Annotated in this window: 14 protein-coding genes and 1 tRNA gene; 8 read left to right on the top strand and 7 right to left on the bottom strand. The window is 41.9% G+C overall.

What is annotated here, in order from left to right; translation table 11 throughout:
* Nucleotides 1-220: 220 nt before the first annotated feature.
* The 3 genes from CGC64_RS08590 to CGC64_RS08580 all read right to left on the bottom strand — a co-directional run bounded on the left by CGC64_RS08590 (nt 221) and on the right by CGC64_RS08580 (nt 3,265).
* Nucleotides 221-1,159 (bottom strand): tyrosine-type recombinase/integrase, encoded by a 939-nt coding sequence (locus CGC64_RS08590; RefSeq protein WP_096037497.1) that lies wholly within the window; start codon nt 1,157-1,159, stop codon nt 221-223.
* 201 nt (nt 1,160-1,360) lie between these two features.
* Nucleotides 1,361-2,917 carry an ATP-binding protein gene (locus tag CGC64_RS08585; protein WP_005679457.1) on the bottom strand — a complete coding sequence of 519 codons (1,557 nt, stop codon included), beginning with the start codon at nt 2,915-2,917 and terminating at the stop codon, nt 1,361-1,363.
* Nucleotides 2,918-3,088: 171 nt separating this feature from the next.
* A complete protein-coding gene (locus CGC64_RS08580; protein WP_005679456.1) occupies nt 3,089-3,265 on the bottom strand; it encodes a histone H1 in 177 nt (58 codons plus the stop codon).
* Nucleotides 3,266-3,411: 146 nt separating this feature from the next.
* Here CGC64_RS08580 and CGC64_RS08575 point away from each other — a divergent pair, with 146 nt between their 5' ends.
* The 3 genes from CGC64_RS08575 (at nt 3,412) to CGC64_RS08565 (ending at nt 7,206) form a co-directional block, all read left to right on the top strand.
* A complete protein-coding gene (locus CGC64_RS08575; RefSeq protein ID WP_005679455.1) occupies nt 3,412-4,059 on the top strand; it encodes an AlbA family DNA-binding domain-containing protein in 648 nt (215 codons plus the stop codon).
* A gap of 216 nt (nt 4,060-4,275) precedes the next feature.
* A complete protein-coding gene (locus CGC64_RS08570) occupies nt 4,276-4,908 on the top strand; it encodes a hypothetical protein (protein WP_005679454.1) in 633 nt (210 codons plus the stop codon).
* 159 nt (nt 4,909-5,067) lie between these two features.
* On the top strand, nt 5,068-7,206 hold the full coding sequence (locus CGC64_RS08565; protein ID WP_005679453.1) for a KamA family radical SAM protein: 2,139 nt from the start codon (nt 5,068-5,070) through the stop codon (nt 7,204-7,206).
* On the opposite strand, the gene CGC64_RS08560 is transcribed toward CGC64_RS08565, so the two are convergent.
* The 4 genes from CGC64_RS08560 to CGC64_RS08545 form a co-directional block, all read right to left on the bottom strand.
* Nucleotides 7,203-8,519: a nucleobase:cation symporter-2 family protein gene (locus CGC64_RS08560; protein ID WP_005679452.1), complete on the bottom strand. Its 1,317-nt coding sequence runs from the start codon at nt 8,517-8,519 to the stop codon at nt 7,203-7,205. The genes CGC64_RS08565 and CGC64_RS08560 overlap by 4 nt on opposite strands.
* A gap of 24 nt (nt 8,520-8,543) precedes the next feature.
* Nucleotides 8,544-9,251, bottom strand: a complete 708-nt coding sequence (locus CGC64_RS08555) for a nucleoside-specific channel-forming Tsx family protein (RefSeq protein ID WP_005679451.1) — start codon at nt 9,249-9,251, stop codon at nt 8,544-8,546.
* A 72-nt stretch (nt 9,252-9,323) separates the two neighbouring features.
* Nucleotides 9,324-10,919 carry a SusD/RagB family nutrient-binding outer membrane lipoprotein gene (locus tag CGC64_RS08550; RefSeq protein ID WP_032855535.1) on the bottom strand — a complete coding sequence of 532 codons (1,596 nt, stop codon included), beginning with the start codon at nt 10,917-10,919 and terminating at the stop codon, nt 9,324-9,326.
* Nucleotides 10,920-10,936: 17 nt separating this feature from the next.
* Nucleotides 10,937-14,071 (bottom strand): SusC/RagA family TonB-linked outer membrane protein, encoded by a 3,135-nt coding sequence (locus tag CGC64_RS08545; protein ID WP_005679449.1) that lies wholly within the window; start codon nt 14,069-14,071, stop codon nt 10,937-10,939.
* Between the two features lie 109 nt (nt 14,072-14,180).
* Here CGC64_RS08545 and CGC64_RS08540 point away from each other — a divergent pair, with 109 nt between their 5' ends.
* The 5 genes from CGC64_RS08540 to CGC64_RS18940 all read left to right on the top strand — a co-directional run bounded on the left by CGC64_RS08540 (nt 14,181) and on the right by CGC64_RS18940 (nt 17,304).
* On the top strand, nt 14,181-14,759 hold the full coding sequence (locus CGC64_RS08540; protein ID WP_005679448.1) for a uracil-DNA glycosylase family protein: 579 nt from the start codon (nt 14,181-14,183) through the stop codon (nt 14,757-14,759).
* A gap of 39 nt (nt 14,760-14,798) precedes the next feature.
* Entirely contained in the window at nt 14,799-15,152 is a 354-nt protein-coding gene (locus tag CGC64_RS08535) for an arsenate reductase family protein (RefSeq protein ID WP_005679447.1), read from the top strand.
* Nucleotides 15,153-15,217: 65 nt separating this feature from the next.
* Nucleotides 15,218-15,290: transfer RNA gene (locus tag CGC64_RS08530), tRNA-Trp, on the top strand.
* A 317-nt stretch (nt 15,291-15,607) separates the two neighbouring features.
* Complete coding sequence (locus CGC64_RS08525; protein ID WP_005679444.1) at nt 15,608-17,167, top strand: beta-N-acetylhexosaminidase; 1,560 nt, start codon at nt 15,608-15,610, stop codon at nt 17,165-17,167.
* Entirely contained in the window at nt 17,158-17,304 is a 147-nt protein-coding gene (locus CGC64_RS18940; protein ID WP_005679443.1) for a hypothetical protein, read from the top strand. Before CGC64_RS08525 ends, CGC64_RS18940 begins: the two co-directional genes overlap by 10 nt.
* The last annotated feature ends 116 nt before the right edge of the window (nt 17,305-17,420 follow it).

The following is a 17,420-nucleotide window of genomic DNA, read 5'->3' as shown; positions in this document are numbered from 1 at the left end:
CCCCTGCTTCTGACAAGCGGCAGAGGGGAGGGAAACCTTTTGCAATATTTAGAAGTTAACAAAGCCCTAATACAAAGAATCCACGTGTTTTATCTGTCCTAGTTCCGCTTTTGAGTAGTTTATTGGAAAAAATGTTTGATTTCGTTTGGTTGTTTTAAGAAATATGCTCATATTTGCACCGATATTCATCTCCGTTACCTACGGAGTAACAGTCTCTTTTCTAAGCATTTGCCCCTACCACAGAGCGCCTTACAAAATCAAGAACCTGTTTATTTGCTTCATCAATTTTCTTGCTTCGGAAAGGCTTGAGGTATGTCTCTGTTACCGTAATGGACGAATGCCCCATAGCTTCGGAGATAATACCCGGATGAATTTCGCAATAATAAGCCGTTGTAGCCCAAGTATGCCGGGCAGTGTATGAGCTTAATTTATCACCCAATCCTAATAACTCTCCCAACAACATTAGTTGTTGATTAAAGCTACGCAACGCCAACTGATATTCACGATACGCCTCTTTCGTTCCTTCTCGGCTTTCCAAAAATGGAAAGAGATAAGGAGAAGAAGAATCACGATTCATGTATTTCTTTACCAGAATCATTGCTTCCGGAGTCAACGTCACCGACAGGGGACGGCCTGTTTTACGCCGACGATACGTGATTACATTATCACGCAAATCACTCTTGCGCAGATAAGCAAGATCGACAAACGGCATACCGCGAAGCGAAAACATCAGCATAAAATATTCCTGTGCACGGCGCATATTCGAAGATGCACCCGAAGACTGCGACAATTTGCAAAACACTTTCTTCATATCGTCGTCGCATAGGGCACGTTTATGATCGGCACGAGTGCCCGTATACACCGAACGGAACAGATGCGGAACGTATGGTGCCCGATGAAGATCGACGGCACGATTGTAAACGGCACGAAAGGTACGAAGATAGGTAGAAACCGTATTCCAACTACACCCACGACCACGAAGATAGACTTCGAACCCTTTTAACCACTCTGAAGTTACCTCATTGAAGGCAAAATCATCTTTCCCACGATAAGCAATAATGGCATTGAGACTGCTGCGATAAACATGAGCAGTTCCAAAGTTTCCCTCCACTTGCAGCCCACGGGCCACTTGCTTCATAAATCCTAATACTTTTGACATCTCACGATTGTTTTTAATTAATTCGACAATAAAGATACAAGTATTCCCTGAATAAGAATACCTCATACGAACAAACAAAACAAAAAACGAAGATGTTTTGAAACAACAAAAGAACATCTACAGCGACAGACATAAAAAAGACGGCCTGCTCAAACAGACCGTCTTTACTAACAACAAGTTACATTTTGTCTCACTTTAGTTTTATTCGGATTCTACCAGCCACTTTTCAATATTCCGCGTTTCTGCACTAAAATTTACTCCTATCTTAAACAACTCACGCCCGTCACGTTCGAACGGCAAAGCATAATGTTTCTCATTAATCTGACGTAAGGCCTCCTCTGCCGTACCGTTCAACTTAAATTCCATTACATAAATGAATTTATCTGTCTGCAAGACAAGGTCCACACGTCCTTCACTCGTGTGGTATTCGGCTTTGACATAAAAGCCCACAAGTTTGAAAACAATGAAAAGAACATTCTGATAATGCAATTCCAAGTCACGAACCAATTCATAAGGAGTATCAGCAAAGAAACTTTGCAGGCGACGGAAGAAAGATTCATAGTCACCGGAACGTATTTCACGAACGAATTTCTGTATTTCAAAGGAAGCCTCCACGGTATTAACACTAGCGTAAAAAGGAAGTAGAAATTTAATAAAACCTTCTTCCACTTCATTATTCGGAAAACCCAAACGATAATTACCAAACTCTACATCATATCCTTTTATAGTAAGATAACCACTCTGATATATCACAGGAATAGGATTATCGGAAGTTGAGTCTATGCTATTTAAAACCTCGGCAGTGGTTTCTTCATGAGCCATGCGGTGGAGATCATAATGATGCTTCTTCAATAATTCGACCAAATAGGTAGGCGTACCCGTTTCAAACCAGTAACTGCCAAACTCCTGATACTTGAATGCATTAAGCAAACTAAACGGATTGTAAATGCCGATAGAGTTATATGTAAAATGATAACCGTCGTAATAGTCACGCAGTTTCTTGCATATTTCATCATACGTTACTCCCTGGGCATCCGCCAATTCATGCAATTCACTTTCAAGATTATCATGAAGCTCCTGTTCGCTGATACCGCAAAGGTCCACATATATCTGACGCATAGATATATCGTCAAGATTGTTCAAGTCACTGAATACACTAACTTTACCAAATTTCGTAACACCCGTCAACATAGCAAACTTAATATAACCGTCCATTGACTTCAACACACCATAGAAAGCCTTCAACGTATTCCAATACTCTTCTTGCAACTCATCTCTTCCAATAGCCTGCAACATGGGCTTATCATACTCGTCAACGAGAATCACAACACGCTGTCCCGTTTTCTCCGCCGCCAAACGAATAAGGGTAACCAAACGGTCGTCTATCGTCTCATCTTTAGAACATGAGCCATACTGAGACTCATATACCAGCAACTGACGGTCGACAAGACGAATAAGATCATCTACCGTATCGAATTTCTTTGCATTCAGATCCAGATGAATAACGGGATATTTTATCCAATCCTTCTCCAGCTTTTCCATTGCCAGCCCCTCAAAAAGTTCTTTTTTCCCAGAAAAATAAGCCTCAAGCGTGGATATTAACAAACTCTTGCCGAAACGACGCGGGCGGCTCAGGAAGTAATAGCCACCTGTCTTTACCATTTGATAGATTAACGCAGTCTTATCAACATAGAAATAACCGTCTACACGGATTTTTTCAAAGTTCTGTATACCGATAGGATAAATCCTATTACTCATATATTTATAATTTTTGAGGTTGCCACACACAAAGATACACCTTTCTACCTAAATAATAGTAACTATCCATGCAAAAACAATTAAAAGATTGGTTGCCAAAAATAGAAAAAGGGCATACCCGAATGGATATACCCTCTCCTTGCTTTCTAATATCTTAGCAGACTTCTAATATTATTTTTTAGAAGCTTCTAAAGATGCTTTACGGAATTCTTTCATTGCTTTTTCAATGTCCAGAGAAGCCTTACGAGCGCGAGTTCCTGCTGCCTTGTTACCGTTTTCAATCTGAGCGTTAGCATCTTTTGAGAAGTCAGCATAAAGAGCTGCTACCTTTTCTACCAATTCTTTCATAATCCTTTTATTTTTTCGTTAATAATGTGTCGCAAAAATACACTGTTTCCCGAAATAAACGCATAAAAACAATATTTTTTTTGAAATAATCTTTGAAAAATACCTAAAAAAAAGGCTTTTCATCATTTTTACCTACCTTTGTAGCCATGAAACTGCTTACAGATACCGATTATATACATGCATTGATTGCTGAAGGAGAGCATCAGCAACAGGATTTCAAATTTGAAATTTCCGACGCACGCAAAATAGCCAAAACATTATCGGCCTTTGCAAACACCGACGGAGGACGATTGCTTATCGGCGTGAAAGACAACGGAAAAATAGCAGGCGTACGCTCCGAAGAAGAGAAATATATGATTGAAGCTGCCGCACAACTTTACTGTATCCCCGAAGTGGAATATACCATGCAGACATATATAGTGGAAGGCCGGCAAGTATTAGTAGCTACCATTGAGGAAACACCCCACAAACCGGTATACGCCAAAGACGAAAACGGAAAGCCTCTCGCCTACCTCCGCATCAAAGATGAAAATATACTGGCAACTCCTATCCACCTCCGTGTATGGCAACAAAGCGACAGTCCACGGGGAGAACTGATCCGTTATACCGAACGGGAACAACTCTTGCTCGACCAACTGGAACAAGGTAACTTACTCTCACTCAACCGCTACTGCCGCCGAACGGGACTTTCCCGCCGGGCCGCCGAACATCTGTTGGCCAAATTTGTCCGTTATGATATTGTGGAACCTGTATTCGAAAATCATAAGTTTTACTTCCGAATTAAGAACGAATAACCACAAAAAATACCGGATATTTGGACGGTTCCGCCAACAGTGTACAACTCGCCCAACAAAAAAGAGATAATGCCGGACATCGAAAAGGACTTGGAATGTTGGTGAAACCCAACTGTTTTTGTACCTTTGCACACAAATTGCCATGTGGGAGTCAGGGGACACACCTTCCACTCATTCAAATAGTAATTTGTAAATAATATAATCATTAATATAACAATGGGCTTATTTGGTTTATTCAAGAAAAAATCCGATGAAACAAAAGTCGGCAATGTAGAAGATTTCATATCACTGACCCGGGTTTATTTCCAGTCAGTTATCGCCACAAACCTTGGTATCACCAATATCCGCTTTTTGCCGGACGTGGCTAACTTCAAACGTCTGTTTAAAGTGCCTACACAAAACGGTAAACTGGGACTGGGTGAGAAGTCCGCCTCACGCAAAATGCTGATGCAGGACTACGGACTGAACGATAATTTCTTCAAAGAAATCGATGCATCCGTAAAACGTAATTGCCGCACACAGAATGATATCCAATCTTACTTATTTATGTATCAGGGGTTCTCGAATGACCTGATGATGTTAATGGGTAACTTGATGCAGTGGAAATTCCGTATGCCGTCTATCTTCAAAAAGGCACTGTATGGAATGACGCAGAAAACGGTTCATGACGTATGTACCAAAACGGTATGGAAGGCTGACGACGTGCACAAGACGGCTATGGCTGTCCGTCAGTACAAAGAACGTCTCGGATACTCCGAACAATGGATGACGGATTATGTTTACAATATCGTTCTTCTCGCCAAGAAAGAACCGAAACGGAAGAACGACGACACGGAGACGAAAAAATAGTCTGTCCGAAATGTTAGAAAGAAAAAAAGATTCGTAAAGAATTGAACGATAGAAAAAGCGGAGGTTTTGTTCCTCCGCTTTTTTTGTTATCTTTATAGGCTCTATGAAAATTGACGCATCATCCTTATTTATGAACCTACAAAAAGAAATAGATCGCTTATGAAACAAAAGAAATTGCTTATACTTACTTTTTCACAGTTGAAACAAATCTTTAATCAAGAGCTACCGGAACTAGTGGAGATAGCGGAAAAAAGTACTACTGTTGAGGACTTTAAGGCTGAATTACTGACTTTTTCGGAAACTTGTGATATAAAGAGTGATACTGCGAAGGAGGCGAGGGAGCAAATTCGACTCTTACTCCATTATGATGGACAGCATGTCCATGAACTGTCTACGGGACAGGATATGTCAGTACAGACTATTCGACTGCTCTACAAGTTTCTGACGGAAACGCTGGAAAATATGGAAATGCCGACGGATTTGTTTATTGAATTGTTTCAGCTGTTCAAAAGGCTGAAAGAAGAAACGGTTCCTCTACCTTCACCTCAACGTATCAAGAGCAGAAATGACCGCTGGGAAACCGGACTGGACGAAGAGGTGAGAGAGATTCGCGATGAAAACAAGGAGAGAATGTTACATTTACTGATTCAGAAGATTGAAAACAGGAAGTCGAAACCTTCAGTTCGTTTTCATTTTGAGGAGGGAATGAGTTATGAGGAGAAATACCGGTTGGTGAGCGAATGGTGGAATGATTTTCGTTTTCACTTGGCAATGGCGGTAAAAAGTCCGGGAGAGCTGAACCGTTTTCTGGGAAACTCGCTTTCTTCGGAAACAATGTATCTACTCTACCGTGCCCGTAAAAAAGGGATGCCTTTTTTTGCCACTCCTTATTATTTATCGTTACTTAATGTGACGGGATACGGGTATAATGACGAGGCAATCCGAAGTTATATTCTTTATTCACCACGATTGGTAGAAACGTATGGAAATATTCGTGCATGGGAAAAGGAAGATATTGTAGAGGCGGGAAAACCGAATGCTGCGGGGTGGATTTTACCGGACGGACATAATATTCATCGACGCTATCCGGAGGTGGCAATTCTTATTCCCGATACAATGGGACGGGCTTGCGGCGGGCTTTGTGCTTCTTGCCAACGTATGTATGACTTCCAAAGCGAACGGCTAAATTTCGAATTTGAGACTTTACGCCCGAAGGAATCATGGGACCGCAAATTGCGCCGGTTGATGACTTACTTTGAAGAGGATACACAATTACGGGATATTCTCATAACGGGTGGTGATGCATTGATGAGCCAGAATAAGACACTACGACATATACTGGAAGCAGTGTATCGAATGGCAGTCCGCAAGCAGAGAGCAAATCTTGAAAGGCCCGAAGGAGAGAAGTATGCAGAACTGCAACGGGTACGGTTGGGATCACGGTTATTGGCTTATCTGCCAATGCGTATTAATGATGAACTGGTTGAAATTCTACGCGAATTTAAAGAAAAGGCTTCAGCAATTGGTGTCAAGCAGTTTATTATTCAGACCCATTTTCAAACACCGCTAGAGGTGACCCCCGAAGCGAAAGAGGCAATCCGGAAAATCCTTTCTGCGGGGTGGATCATTACGAACCAGTTAGTGTATACGGTGGCTGCTTCGCGCCGGGGACATACGACACGACTCCGACAGGTACTTAATTCATTGGGAGTTGTATGTTACTATACTTTCTCTGTAAAAGGATTCAATGAAAATTATGCAGTATTCGCACCGAACAGTCGTTCAATGCAAGAACAACAGGAAGAAAAGATATATGGTCAAATGACTCCGGAACAAGCGGAAGAACTGTACAGGATACTGGAAACGAAAGTAGGTGCGGATATTGAAACACAAGAGGATGTTGCCAAGCAACTAAGACGTTTCATGAGAAAACATCGCCTGCCCTTCCTTGCTACCGATCGCAGTGTGCTGAATCTGCCGGCTATCGGTAAAAGTATGACTTTTCAGTTAGTAGGACTTACGGAAGAAGGAAAACGTATCCTATGTTTCGAACACGACGGTACACGGCATCATAGTCCGATTATCAATCAAATGGGACAAATTTATATCGTAGAGAATAAGTCATTGGCTGCTTATCTACGCCAATTAGGAAAAATGGGGGAAGACCCGGAAGATTATGCTTCAATATGGAGCTATACGAAAGGGGAAACCGAACCTCGCTTCAGTCTTTACGAGTATCCTGCTTTCCCCTTCCGAACGACAGAAAAGATGAGTAATTTAAGTATTACGCCAAGTTAGTTCTCTTTTACGCGTATTACGACATTCGCAATAATTGCAGTAAGGCCTCCGGTGGTGATTCCTGAAGAAAATATGCTTCGTATCGCTTCCGGAGCCTGTTTCAAGACATCCGGCATTAATTCTACACCCAGTCCTAAGGAGAGGCTGACTGCCAATACCAATGTCTCTTTACGCCCTATTTCCTGGGACGAAATAATACGGATTCCTGCAGCTGCTACGGTACCGAACATCAGTAAGGTTGCACCACCCAATACGGGATCGGGCATTAAAGAGAATACGGCTCCTACAATGGGGAATAACCCCAACAAGACAAGCATTGCGGCAATGTAATAACCCACATAGCGGCTGGCCACTCCGGTCAGTTGGATAATACCATTATTTTGGGCAAAGATTGAGTTCGGAAAGGAATTGAAGACTCCGGCAAGAAAGGAATTGAACCCGTCTGCCATGACACCGCCGGAAACACGTTTTAGATATGAATCACCCTCGATCGGAAGACCGGAAATCATGGAGTTGGCAGTCACGTCGCCTGTTGCTTCAATGGCAGTTATCAAATAAACTAAACCAATGGCAATAAAAGACGAAACATTGAATTCAACACCATATTTAAAAGGTTGAGGGATATTAAAGCTCATCAGCATTTCAACATTCAGCGAACTCATATCTACTTTTCCCAAAGCAAAAGCCAATCCATAACCCAAACAAAGACCGAGCACGATAGAGCTCATGCGCAGGTATTTGTTTCTGCAACGATTGAAAAACAATACGCTCAATAATACCAATGCTGCGATAGACAGGTTTTCCCACGAACCGAAAGTACCGTTATCCATTGCCGAATATCCGCCGCTACAAGATACGATGCCGACCTTTATCAGGCTCAATCCGATAAGCAGTACGACAATGCCGGACACCAACGGAGTGATGATGTTGCGAAGATATTTGAATGTACGGCTGACAATCATTTCAATCGGAGCGGCAGCCATACAGGAACCGAAAATCAACGGTAATCCACCTACTAATCCCGTGGCTATGATAGGACCGATAAAGGAAAAACTTGTTCCCTGAATACAGAGCAGTCCCGCCCCCACCGGACCGAAACGACGGCATTGTACGAAAGTGGAAACTCCCGAAGCGAACAAGGACATGGAAACAAGAAAGCCCGTCTTTTCTACATCCAGTTTCAAGGCACTTGCTATGATAAGAGGAGGTGTTATTATGGCTACAAAAATGGCCAGTAAATGTTGCAAGGCTGCAAACAAGGCTTCCTTAAAAGGAGGACGGTCTTCTACACCGTAAATTAAATCTGTTTTCATCCAATAATTGATGTATTCAATAAATTAATTCAATGTCCATTTCAGGGCTAGAGTCGGAATTACATAGAATCCGTCACGACCACCGAAGTTATTACTTACTTCCACTTCGGAACCTACACTTAGATTAAAGTGTTTGTTTATTCCTTTGATGCGGTTCAGATTTACCCAAAATTGCGGTTCGGTAAGGAAGACCGTTTTTCCGTAATCGGTTTCCTCACGCCACCAGTCGGCAAATCCGGAGAAAGTAAGCAGATTATTGCAGAAGTTGACATACCATGTTCCGGTCAACTGGAAATTGTTAGGTGATTTATGCTTCTGGATATATTTGTACATGGCTGTCAAAGAGAAGCCTTTGGAAAAAGAAGCATTGTTATAGGTATAAGTAGCTCCTGCCAAGTAAGCGTTTTTGTAAGAGAATCCTTTTGCCAGTCCACCATTATATTCAAGATGTGCAGAGAAAGGTCCTTTCCAGAATTTTACTTCACGGGCTATCTCCCAATAGGCGGAGGCAACCCCCTCAGAGGTATAGTCCATATCGACAAAGAAATAAGTACTTCCCCACGTGTCGGGATGAAACTTCTCGACAGTAGACGTTAACAAAGGACGTTCTTTCAAATCTTTGTCATACAAAGAACGGCCAAAGTCGTAATGTAACTGTATGTTTTGTGCCCGCAGTTCCGGTATAAAAGAAAGCAATACACACAGAAAAATAGTAGAGATGATTGTTTTCATGACGAATGTGTTTAAATGAAGGTGCAAAATTAGTTAAATCGGCACACATATACACATTCTTACAACAGATTTTTAGTCCAAGCCATTACTTTCTACATCCCACCAAAGTCGTGTACCTCCGTCATCAGGATCTCCCAAGGTTTCTACAAGAGCAAGATACTGGTCGGGATCTTCCGTTTGCAATGTGCCGGGGAAGTTGAGACGGCGTACCATAATTTCCGTATCAATACATCCGTTTTGGCTATGGTTATAACGCACCGGGAACAAACGGGGATAGCCCGTACGACGCTGTTCTGCCCATGCTTCACAACCTTCGGGAAACATGGCAATCCACTTCTGCGTGATAATCCTTTCCAGTTTTATCTCTTTATCAGCTTCGGAATCCCACTTTGGTGATACTTTACAACGGGCTTCGATATTGTTGCCGTTATCATACGTATCTTCAAAATCGAAAGCTATTCGTTCGCTGTTCAGATAATCTTCCACCTGATAAATTCCATTTTGATGAAAGGAAGTTATTACTCCGTTTCGATAGCAGCTTTCTTCATCTTCGTCCGTCCACCCGCGCAAAGCAGCTTCGGCACGCAGGAACCAAATTTCCGATGAAGTCATCAAAGGAGCGTCCGTTGTTTGCGTTACGGTCAGTTTTGACAATCCGGCATAATGAGAATGCGAAAAGCACGTCCCCTGACGGATACCGCGATATGTGTTTTTAAACTGTTCGTCGGTACAAGGTGCGAAATAGACAGCAATACGCGGGTCGTCATATCCAGTCAGAATCGATTCCATGGAAGCACTCATATAAGTCTCGTTCCAAACAAGGTTGAGTTCTCCCAACGGGTTAGTATACCCGGACTTGGTGGAGACAGCCACCCGTTCCGTTTCGGCTTCAAAGACACCGTATTCATTGTTAAGCCCTTCCTGAAATTCAACACATGCCTTATCCGGCTCGACAGCAGAAATTCTCATCGCCAGCCGCATACGCAAGGAATTGGCAAACTTAATCCACGAAGAATATCTGCCGTCCAGCAGAATATCGAAACGGGAGAATCCATTAGATTCCGGATTTGCTTCCACATAACTGGTAAGAGCGACAACGGCAGAATCAAGTTCGTTAAAAAACTCATAATAAACTTCCTTCTGCGTATCAGGACGGTAATGCTTCCCTGCATCTGCAAAATTCTTGTAGATAATAGGTCCGTAATAATCCGTCACACGGTGCATCGCTTCCACTTTCAGAATTTTCGTAATACCGAATAAAGCAGGATGTGTATCACGGGTTGCATTCTCTGACTGGTAAATCTGAGGGAAAATATACGAATACATGTGTGTCCACATCGCACTGTTCCAACCGTCCTGCATATTATAATCGGAATTATGAGAACCTCCGTTCAATGGTTTGGCATCGTGCATATATCCGCTGAACATATCTGCGTTCAAGTTCTGTGTCAATTGGAAAGGCCAGTTCTTGCCTTTGCCATAATCATAGTTAAAGTAAATACCCTGCTGAATAATCCCTAAACGGATTCCGTAACCATTGTCGTCAATTATCAGATCTTCATCTGTAATGCCGGACTGGTCGGTATTAAACTCACGGAATTTTCCGGTACATGCAACCGAAAGCAACAGTAACCCCAATAAGTATATATGAATATAGTTCTTTTTCATCATCTCCTCCCGTATCTTTAGAATTCACATTTCACAGTAAAGCCCAGGCTTCGTGTTGTCGGCATACCAAACACTTCAATTCCCTGATTATCATTTCCGGTAGAAAGTACTAAATCCGGGTCAAAAGGAGCTTTCTTATACAGGAAACAAAGATTACGCGCAACGAAAGCAAGCTGCAAATCTTTCAGCACTTTCGTTTTCTGCATCCATTTTTTCGGAAAAGTATAGTTCAGTGAGACTTCCCGCAAACGAAGATTTGTAGCATCATACATATAATATTCCGTCACTCCGGCACGTCCGCCCACTATATTCTTATAAAAACCTTTCACATTGTCTATCTGCTGTCCTTCAAGAGTTACATATCCTCTGTCACGAGCCAGCGCTGTCACTTGGGACACCCCGTAGAGATCCATTTCCGCCTGTGTCTGCGAAAGTATCTTGCCGCCATAACGCCAATCCAACAAGAAGTAGAGACTGAAGCCTTTGTAAGAGAATGTATGGTTCCACCCCATTATAAAACGTGGATTGGCATTGCCCACCTTTATTGTATTCCCTTCACCTTCAACAGCCGGAAGGCCTTTATGGTCGCCCTCGGTCTGATAGACAATATTCCCTTCGGCATCACGCACGAAAGCCTTACCATAAATATCTCCGATAGAACCACCTTTCACCAACTTCATCGCATAACTGGATGAGAAACTGCTCGGTCCATAAACTAACTCTTTCAGTTCTTCATGCAGTTCTTTGATCTTATTTCTATTGGACGAGAAATTCAAAGATGTTTTCCATGTAAAATCCGGAGTAAGTACCGGAGTGGCATCTACGGTCAGTTCCCAACCACGGTTTTGTATATCTCCGGCATTTACATACCTGTATGCATACATATCTCCGGCAAGGGCGGGAAGTTTGAAAAACTGATTATGAGTATTGGTGCGGTAATAAGTCAGATTGAAGCCTAAGCGACTTTGGAAGAACCTCCATTCCGTACCCACCTCTACCGAATGGGTCATTTCCGGTTCCATTTCCTTAAAAGGAGCAGCGTCATTCGCCTGGAGCTCTCCCCCGGCAGTAATATGTGAAACGGAGTTTGTGATAAACTGAGGAATATCATTACCTACCTTACTGTATGTTCCCCGTAGTTTGGCAAAAGAAATCCATTCGGGAAGTTGTATCCATTTGTCTATAAGAAAAGAAAGACCGGCAGAAGGATAAAAGAATCCGGATTTCTCATGGCTTGTATATGCCAAAGTCGATGCCCAGTCATTACGGGCTGTTAAATCAAGGAATACCTTATCCTGATAGCCAACTTGTGCCGTACCAAATACGGACTGTAACTGGCGTCGGGAATCTATCTTCTGGTCAATGCTGGCGGAACCGTTCATTACGATATTAGCCAAATTAAACACATTGGCATACTTCAAAGAAGCATTCTTGGAATCGTAACGGGTGGAATTGACATTTTTATCATTGATACTCCCACCAATGGCCACATCCAACGTAAAATCCTCCCATTTCCTCTTCCCCATAGCCATGACATCACCGTAAATCAACGTTTCCTGATAATCCATTTCAATATAACGTCCGTTTGCCCCACATAAAGCGGGAGCAGTAGAAGCATAAAATTTCTGGCGCATCTTATCGGATATATAATCAACACTACCACGAGCCTGGACAGTCAGCCAACTATTTATCCTCAAATTCGCTGAGAGAGAGATGATGCTACGCATACGTGTCTCCTTACTTTGTATACGGTTCTGTATCCAATAAGGATTCTGCTCAAAATCTTCTGTAAAAGTATGCCAATTTTGTATCCCCAGTTTCCGTTCCGGATCGTATATTTCATAATTATCCTTATAATAAGACAAATCTTCCCCACGGGGAAAACGATAAAGGCCGACCAGAGGATTCATGTAAAAACCTCCCGATACAGGTTTGTTCTTTACAATCTGTCGCATCACGTTCACATTACCGTCCAATTTCAGACGTTGATTGAACATTACAGCTGTTTCCCGCAGGTTGATGTTATGCTTTGTCAGTTGGTTCTTGTCTACAATACCACGTCCGGTAGTATTGGCATAAGAGAAATAAGTCTGTATCTTTTCATTTCCATAATTGACGGATACGGAAGTAATGGAAGTTAATCCGGTACGAAAAAAATCATTCAATTCATTGGAGGTAGGCAGATACGCTTTTTCTCCCCAACTATCTACAACATCACTCACCCCATAGCAGTTCTGCATTTTAGGAAGACTGAATGCTTTGTCAAATGTCAATCCGGTGGAGAAATAAATATTCCTCTGTCCGGCAGTATTACCTTTCTTGGTAGTAATCAGAATAACCCCATTCGCAGCCTGACTTCCATACAAAGCTGCTGCCGGAGCACCTTTCAAGATACTGATACTTTCCACATCCTCCGGATTCAAATTGGAGATACCGTCACCTCCGTCCCGGTTTCCGGCATTTGCAGTACCACCGATTGCAGAATAAGCTTGTTCAGTACCGATATTCAACATCGGCACGCCGTCTATGACATAAAGAGGCTGATTATCACCGGATGCGGAACGAATCCCCCGAAGACTCACTTTCGCAGAACCTCCTATACCGGAGGAATTTTTATTTATCTGCACTCCCGCAGCCTTGCCGGCAAGAGCTGTTATCATATTAACCTCTTTCATACGGGTGAGTTCCTCCCCTTTCACTTTCTGAATGGAATATGCTAAAGAAGCCTCTTTTTTTTCAAGACCAAGAGCAGTTATAATCACATTGTCAAGCATCACTGTATTTTCACGAAGCTGTATCTCAAGTGTCTTTCTACCCCCTACACTGACTTCTATACTCTCGTACCCCACAAAAGAAACTTGCAAGACCGCACTATCCGGCACAGATAAGATGAAATTTCCTTCAATGTCTGTCACAGTTCCACGGGTTCCCCCTTTCTCTCGTATCGTTGCACCAATAAGGGGTTCACCACTGACATCAACAACACGTCCCCTTACTGTTGAATTATCAGCAGAGGCTTTTCTCACCGTTTCCCTAAACACCGGCCGCTTTGAAGCGTAACAGTTCTCTCCAAGAAAAAAGAATAATCCTATAAGACAATAACTTATAAAAATTCTTTTTTTCAATGATATTCTAATAAATCGTGTATTCATTATGCCACAAAAATAACTAAATATTTTAAATATAGTAATTTTTTATCTTGATTTTGAGGGAAATGAACAATATCATTATTTTTGTAGGAAATTAAAATGATACATAAAAATGGAAATCGAAAAACATCCGTTAGAACCGTTTCTTCCAGCGAAAGCAAAGCTGCTCATGCTCGGCAGTTTTCCACCACAAAAAAAACGTTGGTCAATGGAATTTTATTATCCGAACCTCAATAATGATATGTGGCGCATCTTCGGGATTTTATTCTTCGATGACAAGGATTATTTTCTGAATGAGACACGGAAAGCATTTTGCCGCGAACGAATTATTGATTTTCTGAATGAAAAGGGAATTGCTTTGTTCGATACCGCTTCATCCATTCGCCGATTACAAGATAATGCATCGGATAAATTTCTCGAAGTAGTGGAAGCTACTGACGTGACAGCACTGCTCCGGCAACTTCCCGAATGTAAAGCTATTGTCACTACGGGACAGAAAGCCACAGATACTCTCCGCCAACAATTCAACGTAGAGGAACCCAAAGTCGGCGATTACTCGGAATTTATTTTCGAAGGTCGCGCCATGCGACTCTACCGAATGCCTTCCTCATCACGGGCATACCCATTGGCATTAGACAAGAAAGCGACTGCTTACCGGATTATGTATCAGGATTTGCAAATTCTTTTTTAAATATATATGTAATAGTAATCATTAAACAATAAATTGCGTATGAAACCTCTGTTTTTACAATACCCGGCATGTAGTACTTGCCAAAAAGCCAAGAAGTGGTTAACAGAAAATAACATTGAATACACCAATCGACTTATCGTAGAAGAAAATCCTACAATAGAAGAATTAAGAGCATGGATTCCGCGTAGCGGTCTGCCTATCAAGAAATTCTTCAACACTAGCGGTTTGGTTTATAAAGAACTGAAACTGAGCGAAAAGCTCCCAAACATGAGCGAGGAGGAACAGATCGCATTGCTTGCTACAAACGGAAAATTAGTAAAACGACCACTAGTAGTAACAGACAGCTTTGTATTGGTCGGTTTCAAGCCCGATGAGTGGGAAAAATTAAAATAGTTCAAAACTTATTTACCCGAACGCTTGCAGATTCGGAAGTTTCTACTACCTTTGCAGCCGCAAACACGGGAGTAGCTCAGTTGGTAGAGCACCGGTCTCCAAAACCGGGTGTCGGGAGTTCGAGCCTCTCCTCCCGTGCAAAGAGATAAAACCGCAAATAGTTGATGAGACTGTTTGCGGTTTTATCTCTTATATTAAAGTACATCATCAGTGTCCCATTAAAATTGGGACGTTTTAAAAATTAAATAAATCTGTTCCAATAGATAGACCTTAATCAATCAGAGCTGTCCGAAGTACTTATTATAGCAGACAGTTCTTTCTTATTCTTCTCTGATTTCGTAATTTATCTCAATAAATAATTGTTTTTTTGGAATAGATTTGTACTTTTAGGACTTGAATAAGTGCAAGTTATTCCCTTATTTTACTTACGAAATCCAAATAAACACATATATCTTATGAAATATCTATTCCTAACGATTTTCTTTCTCGCATCATTTGCAGTTATCGCCTGTGGGCAAATTGTATTTCCTTCCCCCAATCAAATGGAAATGCAAAAAGGCTACCTGACTTTAAGAAAAAAGATTTCCATATACGCTGAAGATACCACAACTTTTTATTTAAGTCTTTTCCGTACAGAAGTACTTCATAACGCTTCTGTCAAATGGACGAAGAAAGCATCTAAAGCCGAAATCCGCTGGATGACCGATTCTTCGCTTCCTCCCGAAGGTTATCGGATAAATATCAGTCCGCGACAAATGGTGATAGCCGCCTCTGATAAAAGAGGATTCACTCATGCAGTACAAACCTTGCGGCAATGGGTTACTGGTTCAACAGGAATTCTCACCTTCGCCTGTGCTGATATTTCTGATTCTCCCCGTACGCCATGGCGTTGTTTTCTGCTAGATTCCGGACGGCAATACCAGAAAATATCCACTATCAAGAAATATATTGATATGGTTTCATTACTTAAAATGAATTATTTCCATTGGCATTTGACCGAAGGACTAGGTTGGCGAATCGAAATCAAACAATATCCGCGTCTTGCACAGATAGGAGGCTCGGTAGGAAAAGGAGAAGAACAACAAGGATTTTATACACAGAAAGAGATACAGGAAATTATCGAATATGCCAGCGAACGAAACATAACCGTCGTTCCTGAAATTGACATGCCGGGGCATGCCGAAGCAGCACTTTCCGCTTATCCGGAACTCGGTTGTTTCGGTCAACCTGTTGAAGTACCACAGCACGGATTTACTCAAAATATATTTTGTGCAGGAAAAGAAGAAGTCCTGCATTTCCTGAAAAATATATTGGATGAGGTATGTGCTATTTTCCCTTCACCCTATATACATTTGGGAGGAGACGAAGCTCCAAAAGGTAATTGGGACAAATGTCCGGATTGCCAAAAAAGAATTGCAGCAATGAATCTGAAAGATAGCCATGATCTGCAATTATGGTTTTCGGCACAAATGGCGGATTATCTGAAGTCGAAAGGACGAAAGGCCATATTCTGGGGGGATGTAGTTTATCATGACGGATATCCGTTACCGGACAACATAGTAATTCAATGGTGGAACTACCGTGGGCACAAAGAGCTAGCACTTCGGAATGCAATTAAACACCATTATCCAGTTATTTGCAGTTCCAATTATTATACGTATCTGAACTTCCCGGTCACTCCTTGGAGAGGATATACCAATACACGTACCTTCGACCTGAAAGACATATATCAGAACAATCCTTCCGACAAGGCGATCAACCAAAAGGACCCTTTAATTCTTGGCATGACTTGTGCTTTGTGGACTGACGACGGAGTTACAGAACGAATGATAGACCGGCGTCTGTTTCCCCGTATCTTGGCATTGGCAGAACAAATGTGGTATCAGGGAGAGAGACTTGACTTTACCCGGTTCCACCAAAACATCCTTCAACGAAAAGAATGGTTCGAACAAATGGGATTCGAATTCGGACCGGCCTTAAAAAGTGAAGTAAAGAAAGGGTATCAATGGGATTAAAAGAAATAGAAACACCCAATGCCATGATTAGTTACTTTGCCGAACAACTCGGTCCACTGATAGAGAAAAGCGAAATAAAACAACCCACCTATTTATATTGGGAATTGATGAGAAAGGCGGGAAGCGGAAATCTATAAAGAAAAGAGTTCGGCAAGATATCGCCAAAGTTATTTCGTTGGTGTATCCTCCCGAACTCTTACTAGCCAATAACAATATCAATGATTACCATTCAAACAGAGAACTTACTTATACT

Origin of the sequence: Bacteroides caccae, assembly GCF_002222615.2 — a bacterium.
GTDB classification, from domain to species: Bacteria; Bacteroidota; Bacteroidia; order Bacteroidales; family Bacteroidaceae; genus Bacteroides; species Bacteroides caccae.
This window is presented reverse-complemented; position numbering and strand designations above follow the sequence as displayed.

Coding starts and splice junctions, on each gene's coding strand:
- CGC64_RS08550 (WP_032855535.1), bottom strand. CDS start 10,919: ATGAAAAAGAACTATATTCATATATACTTATTGGGGTTACTGTTGCTT.
- CGC64_RS08580 (WP_005679456.1), bottom strand. CDS start 3,265: ATGAAAGAATTGGTAGAAAAGGTAGCAGCTCTTTATGCTGACTTCTCA.
- CGC64_RS08535 (WP_005679447.1), top strand. CDS start 14,799: ATGAAACCTCTGTTTTTACAATACCCGGCATGTAGTACTTGCCAAAAA.
- CGC64_RS08555 (WP_005679451.1), bottom strand. CDS start 9,251: ATGAAAACAATCATCTCTACTATTTTTCTGTGTGTATTGCTTTCTTTT.
- CGC64_RS08575 (WP_005679455.1), top strand. CDS start 3,412: ATGAAACTGCTTACAGATACCGATTATATACATGCATTGATTGCTGAA.
- CGC64_RS08590 (WP_096037497.1), bottom strand. CDS start 1,159: ATGTCAAAAGTATTAGGATTTATGAAGCAAGTGGCCCGTGGGCTGCAA.
- CGC64_RS18940 (WP_005679443.1), top strand. CDS start 17,158: ATGGGATTAAAAGAAATAGAAACACCCAATGCCATGATTAGTTACTTT.
- CGC64_RS08540 (WP_005679448.1), top strand. CDS start 14,181: ATGGAAATCGAAAAACATCCGTTAGAACCGTTTCTTCCAGCGAAAGCA.
- CGC64_RS08545 (WP_005679449.1), bottom strand. CDS start 14,071: ATGAATACACGATTTATTAGAATATCATTGAAAAAAAGAATTTTTATA.
- CGC64_RS08525 (WP_005679444.1), top strand. CDS start 15,608: ATGAAATATCTATTCCTAACGATTTTCTTTCTCGCATCATTTGCAGTT.
- CGC64_RS08560 (WP_005679452.1), bottom strand. CDS start 8,519: ATGAAAACAGATTTAATTTACGGTGTAGAAGACCGTCCTCCTTTTAAG.
- CGC64_RS08565 (WP_005679453.1), top strand. CDS start 5,068: ATGAAACAAAAGAAATTGCTTATACTTACTTTTTCACAGTTGAAACAA.
- CGC64_RS08585 (WP_005679457.1), bottom strand. CDS start 2,917: ATGAGTAATAGGATTTATCCTATCGGTATACAGAACTTTGAAAAAATC.
- CGC64_RS08570 (WP_005679454.1), top strand. CDS start 4,276: ATGGGCTTATTTGGTTTATTCAAGAAAAAATCCGATGAAACAAAAGTC.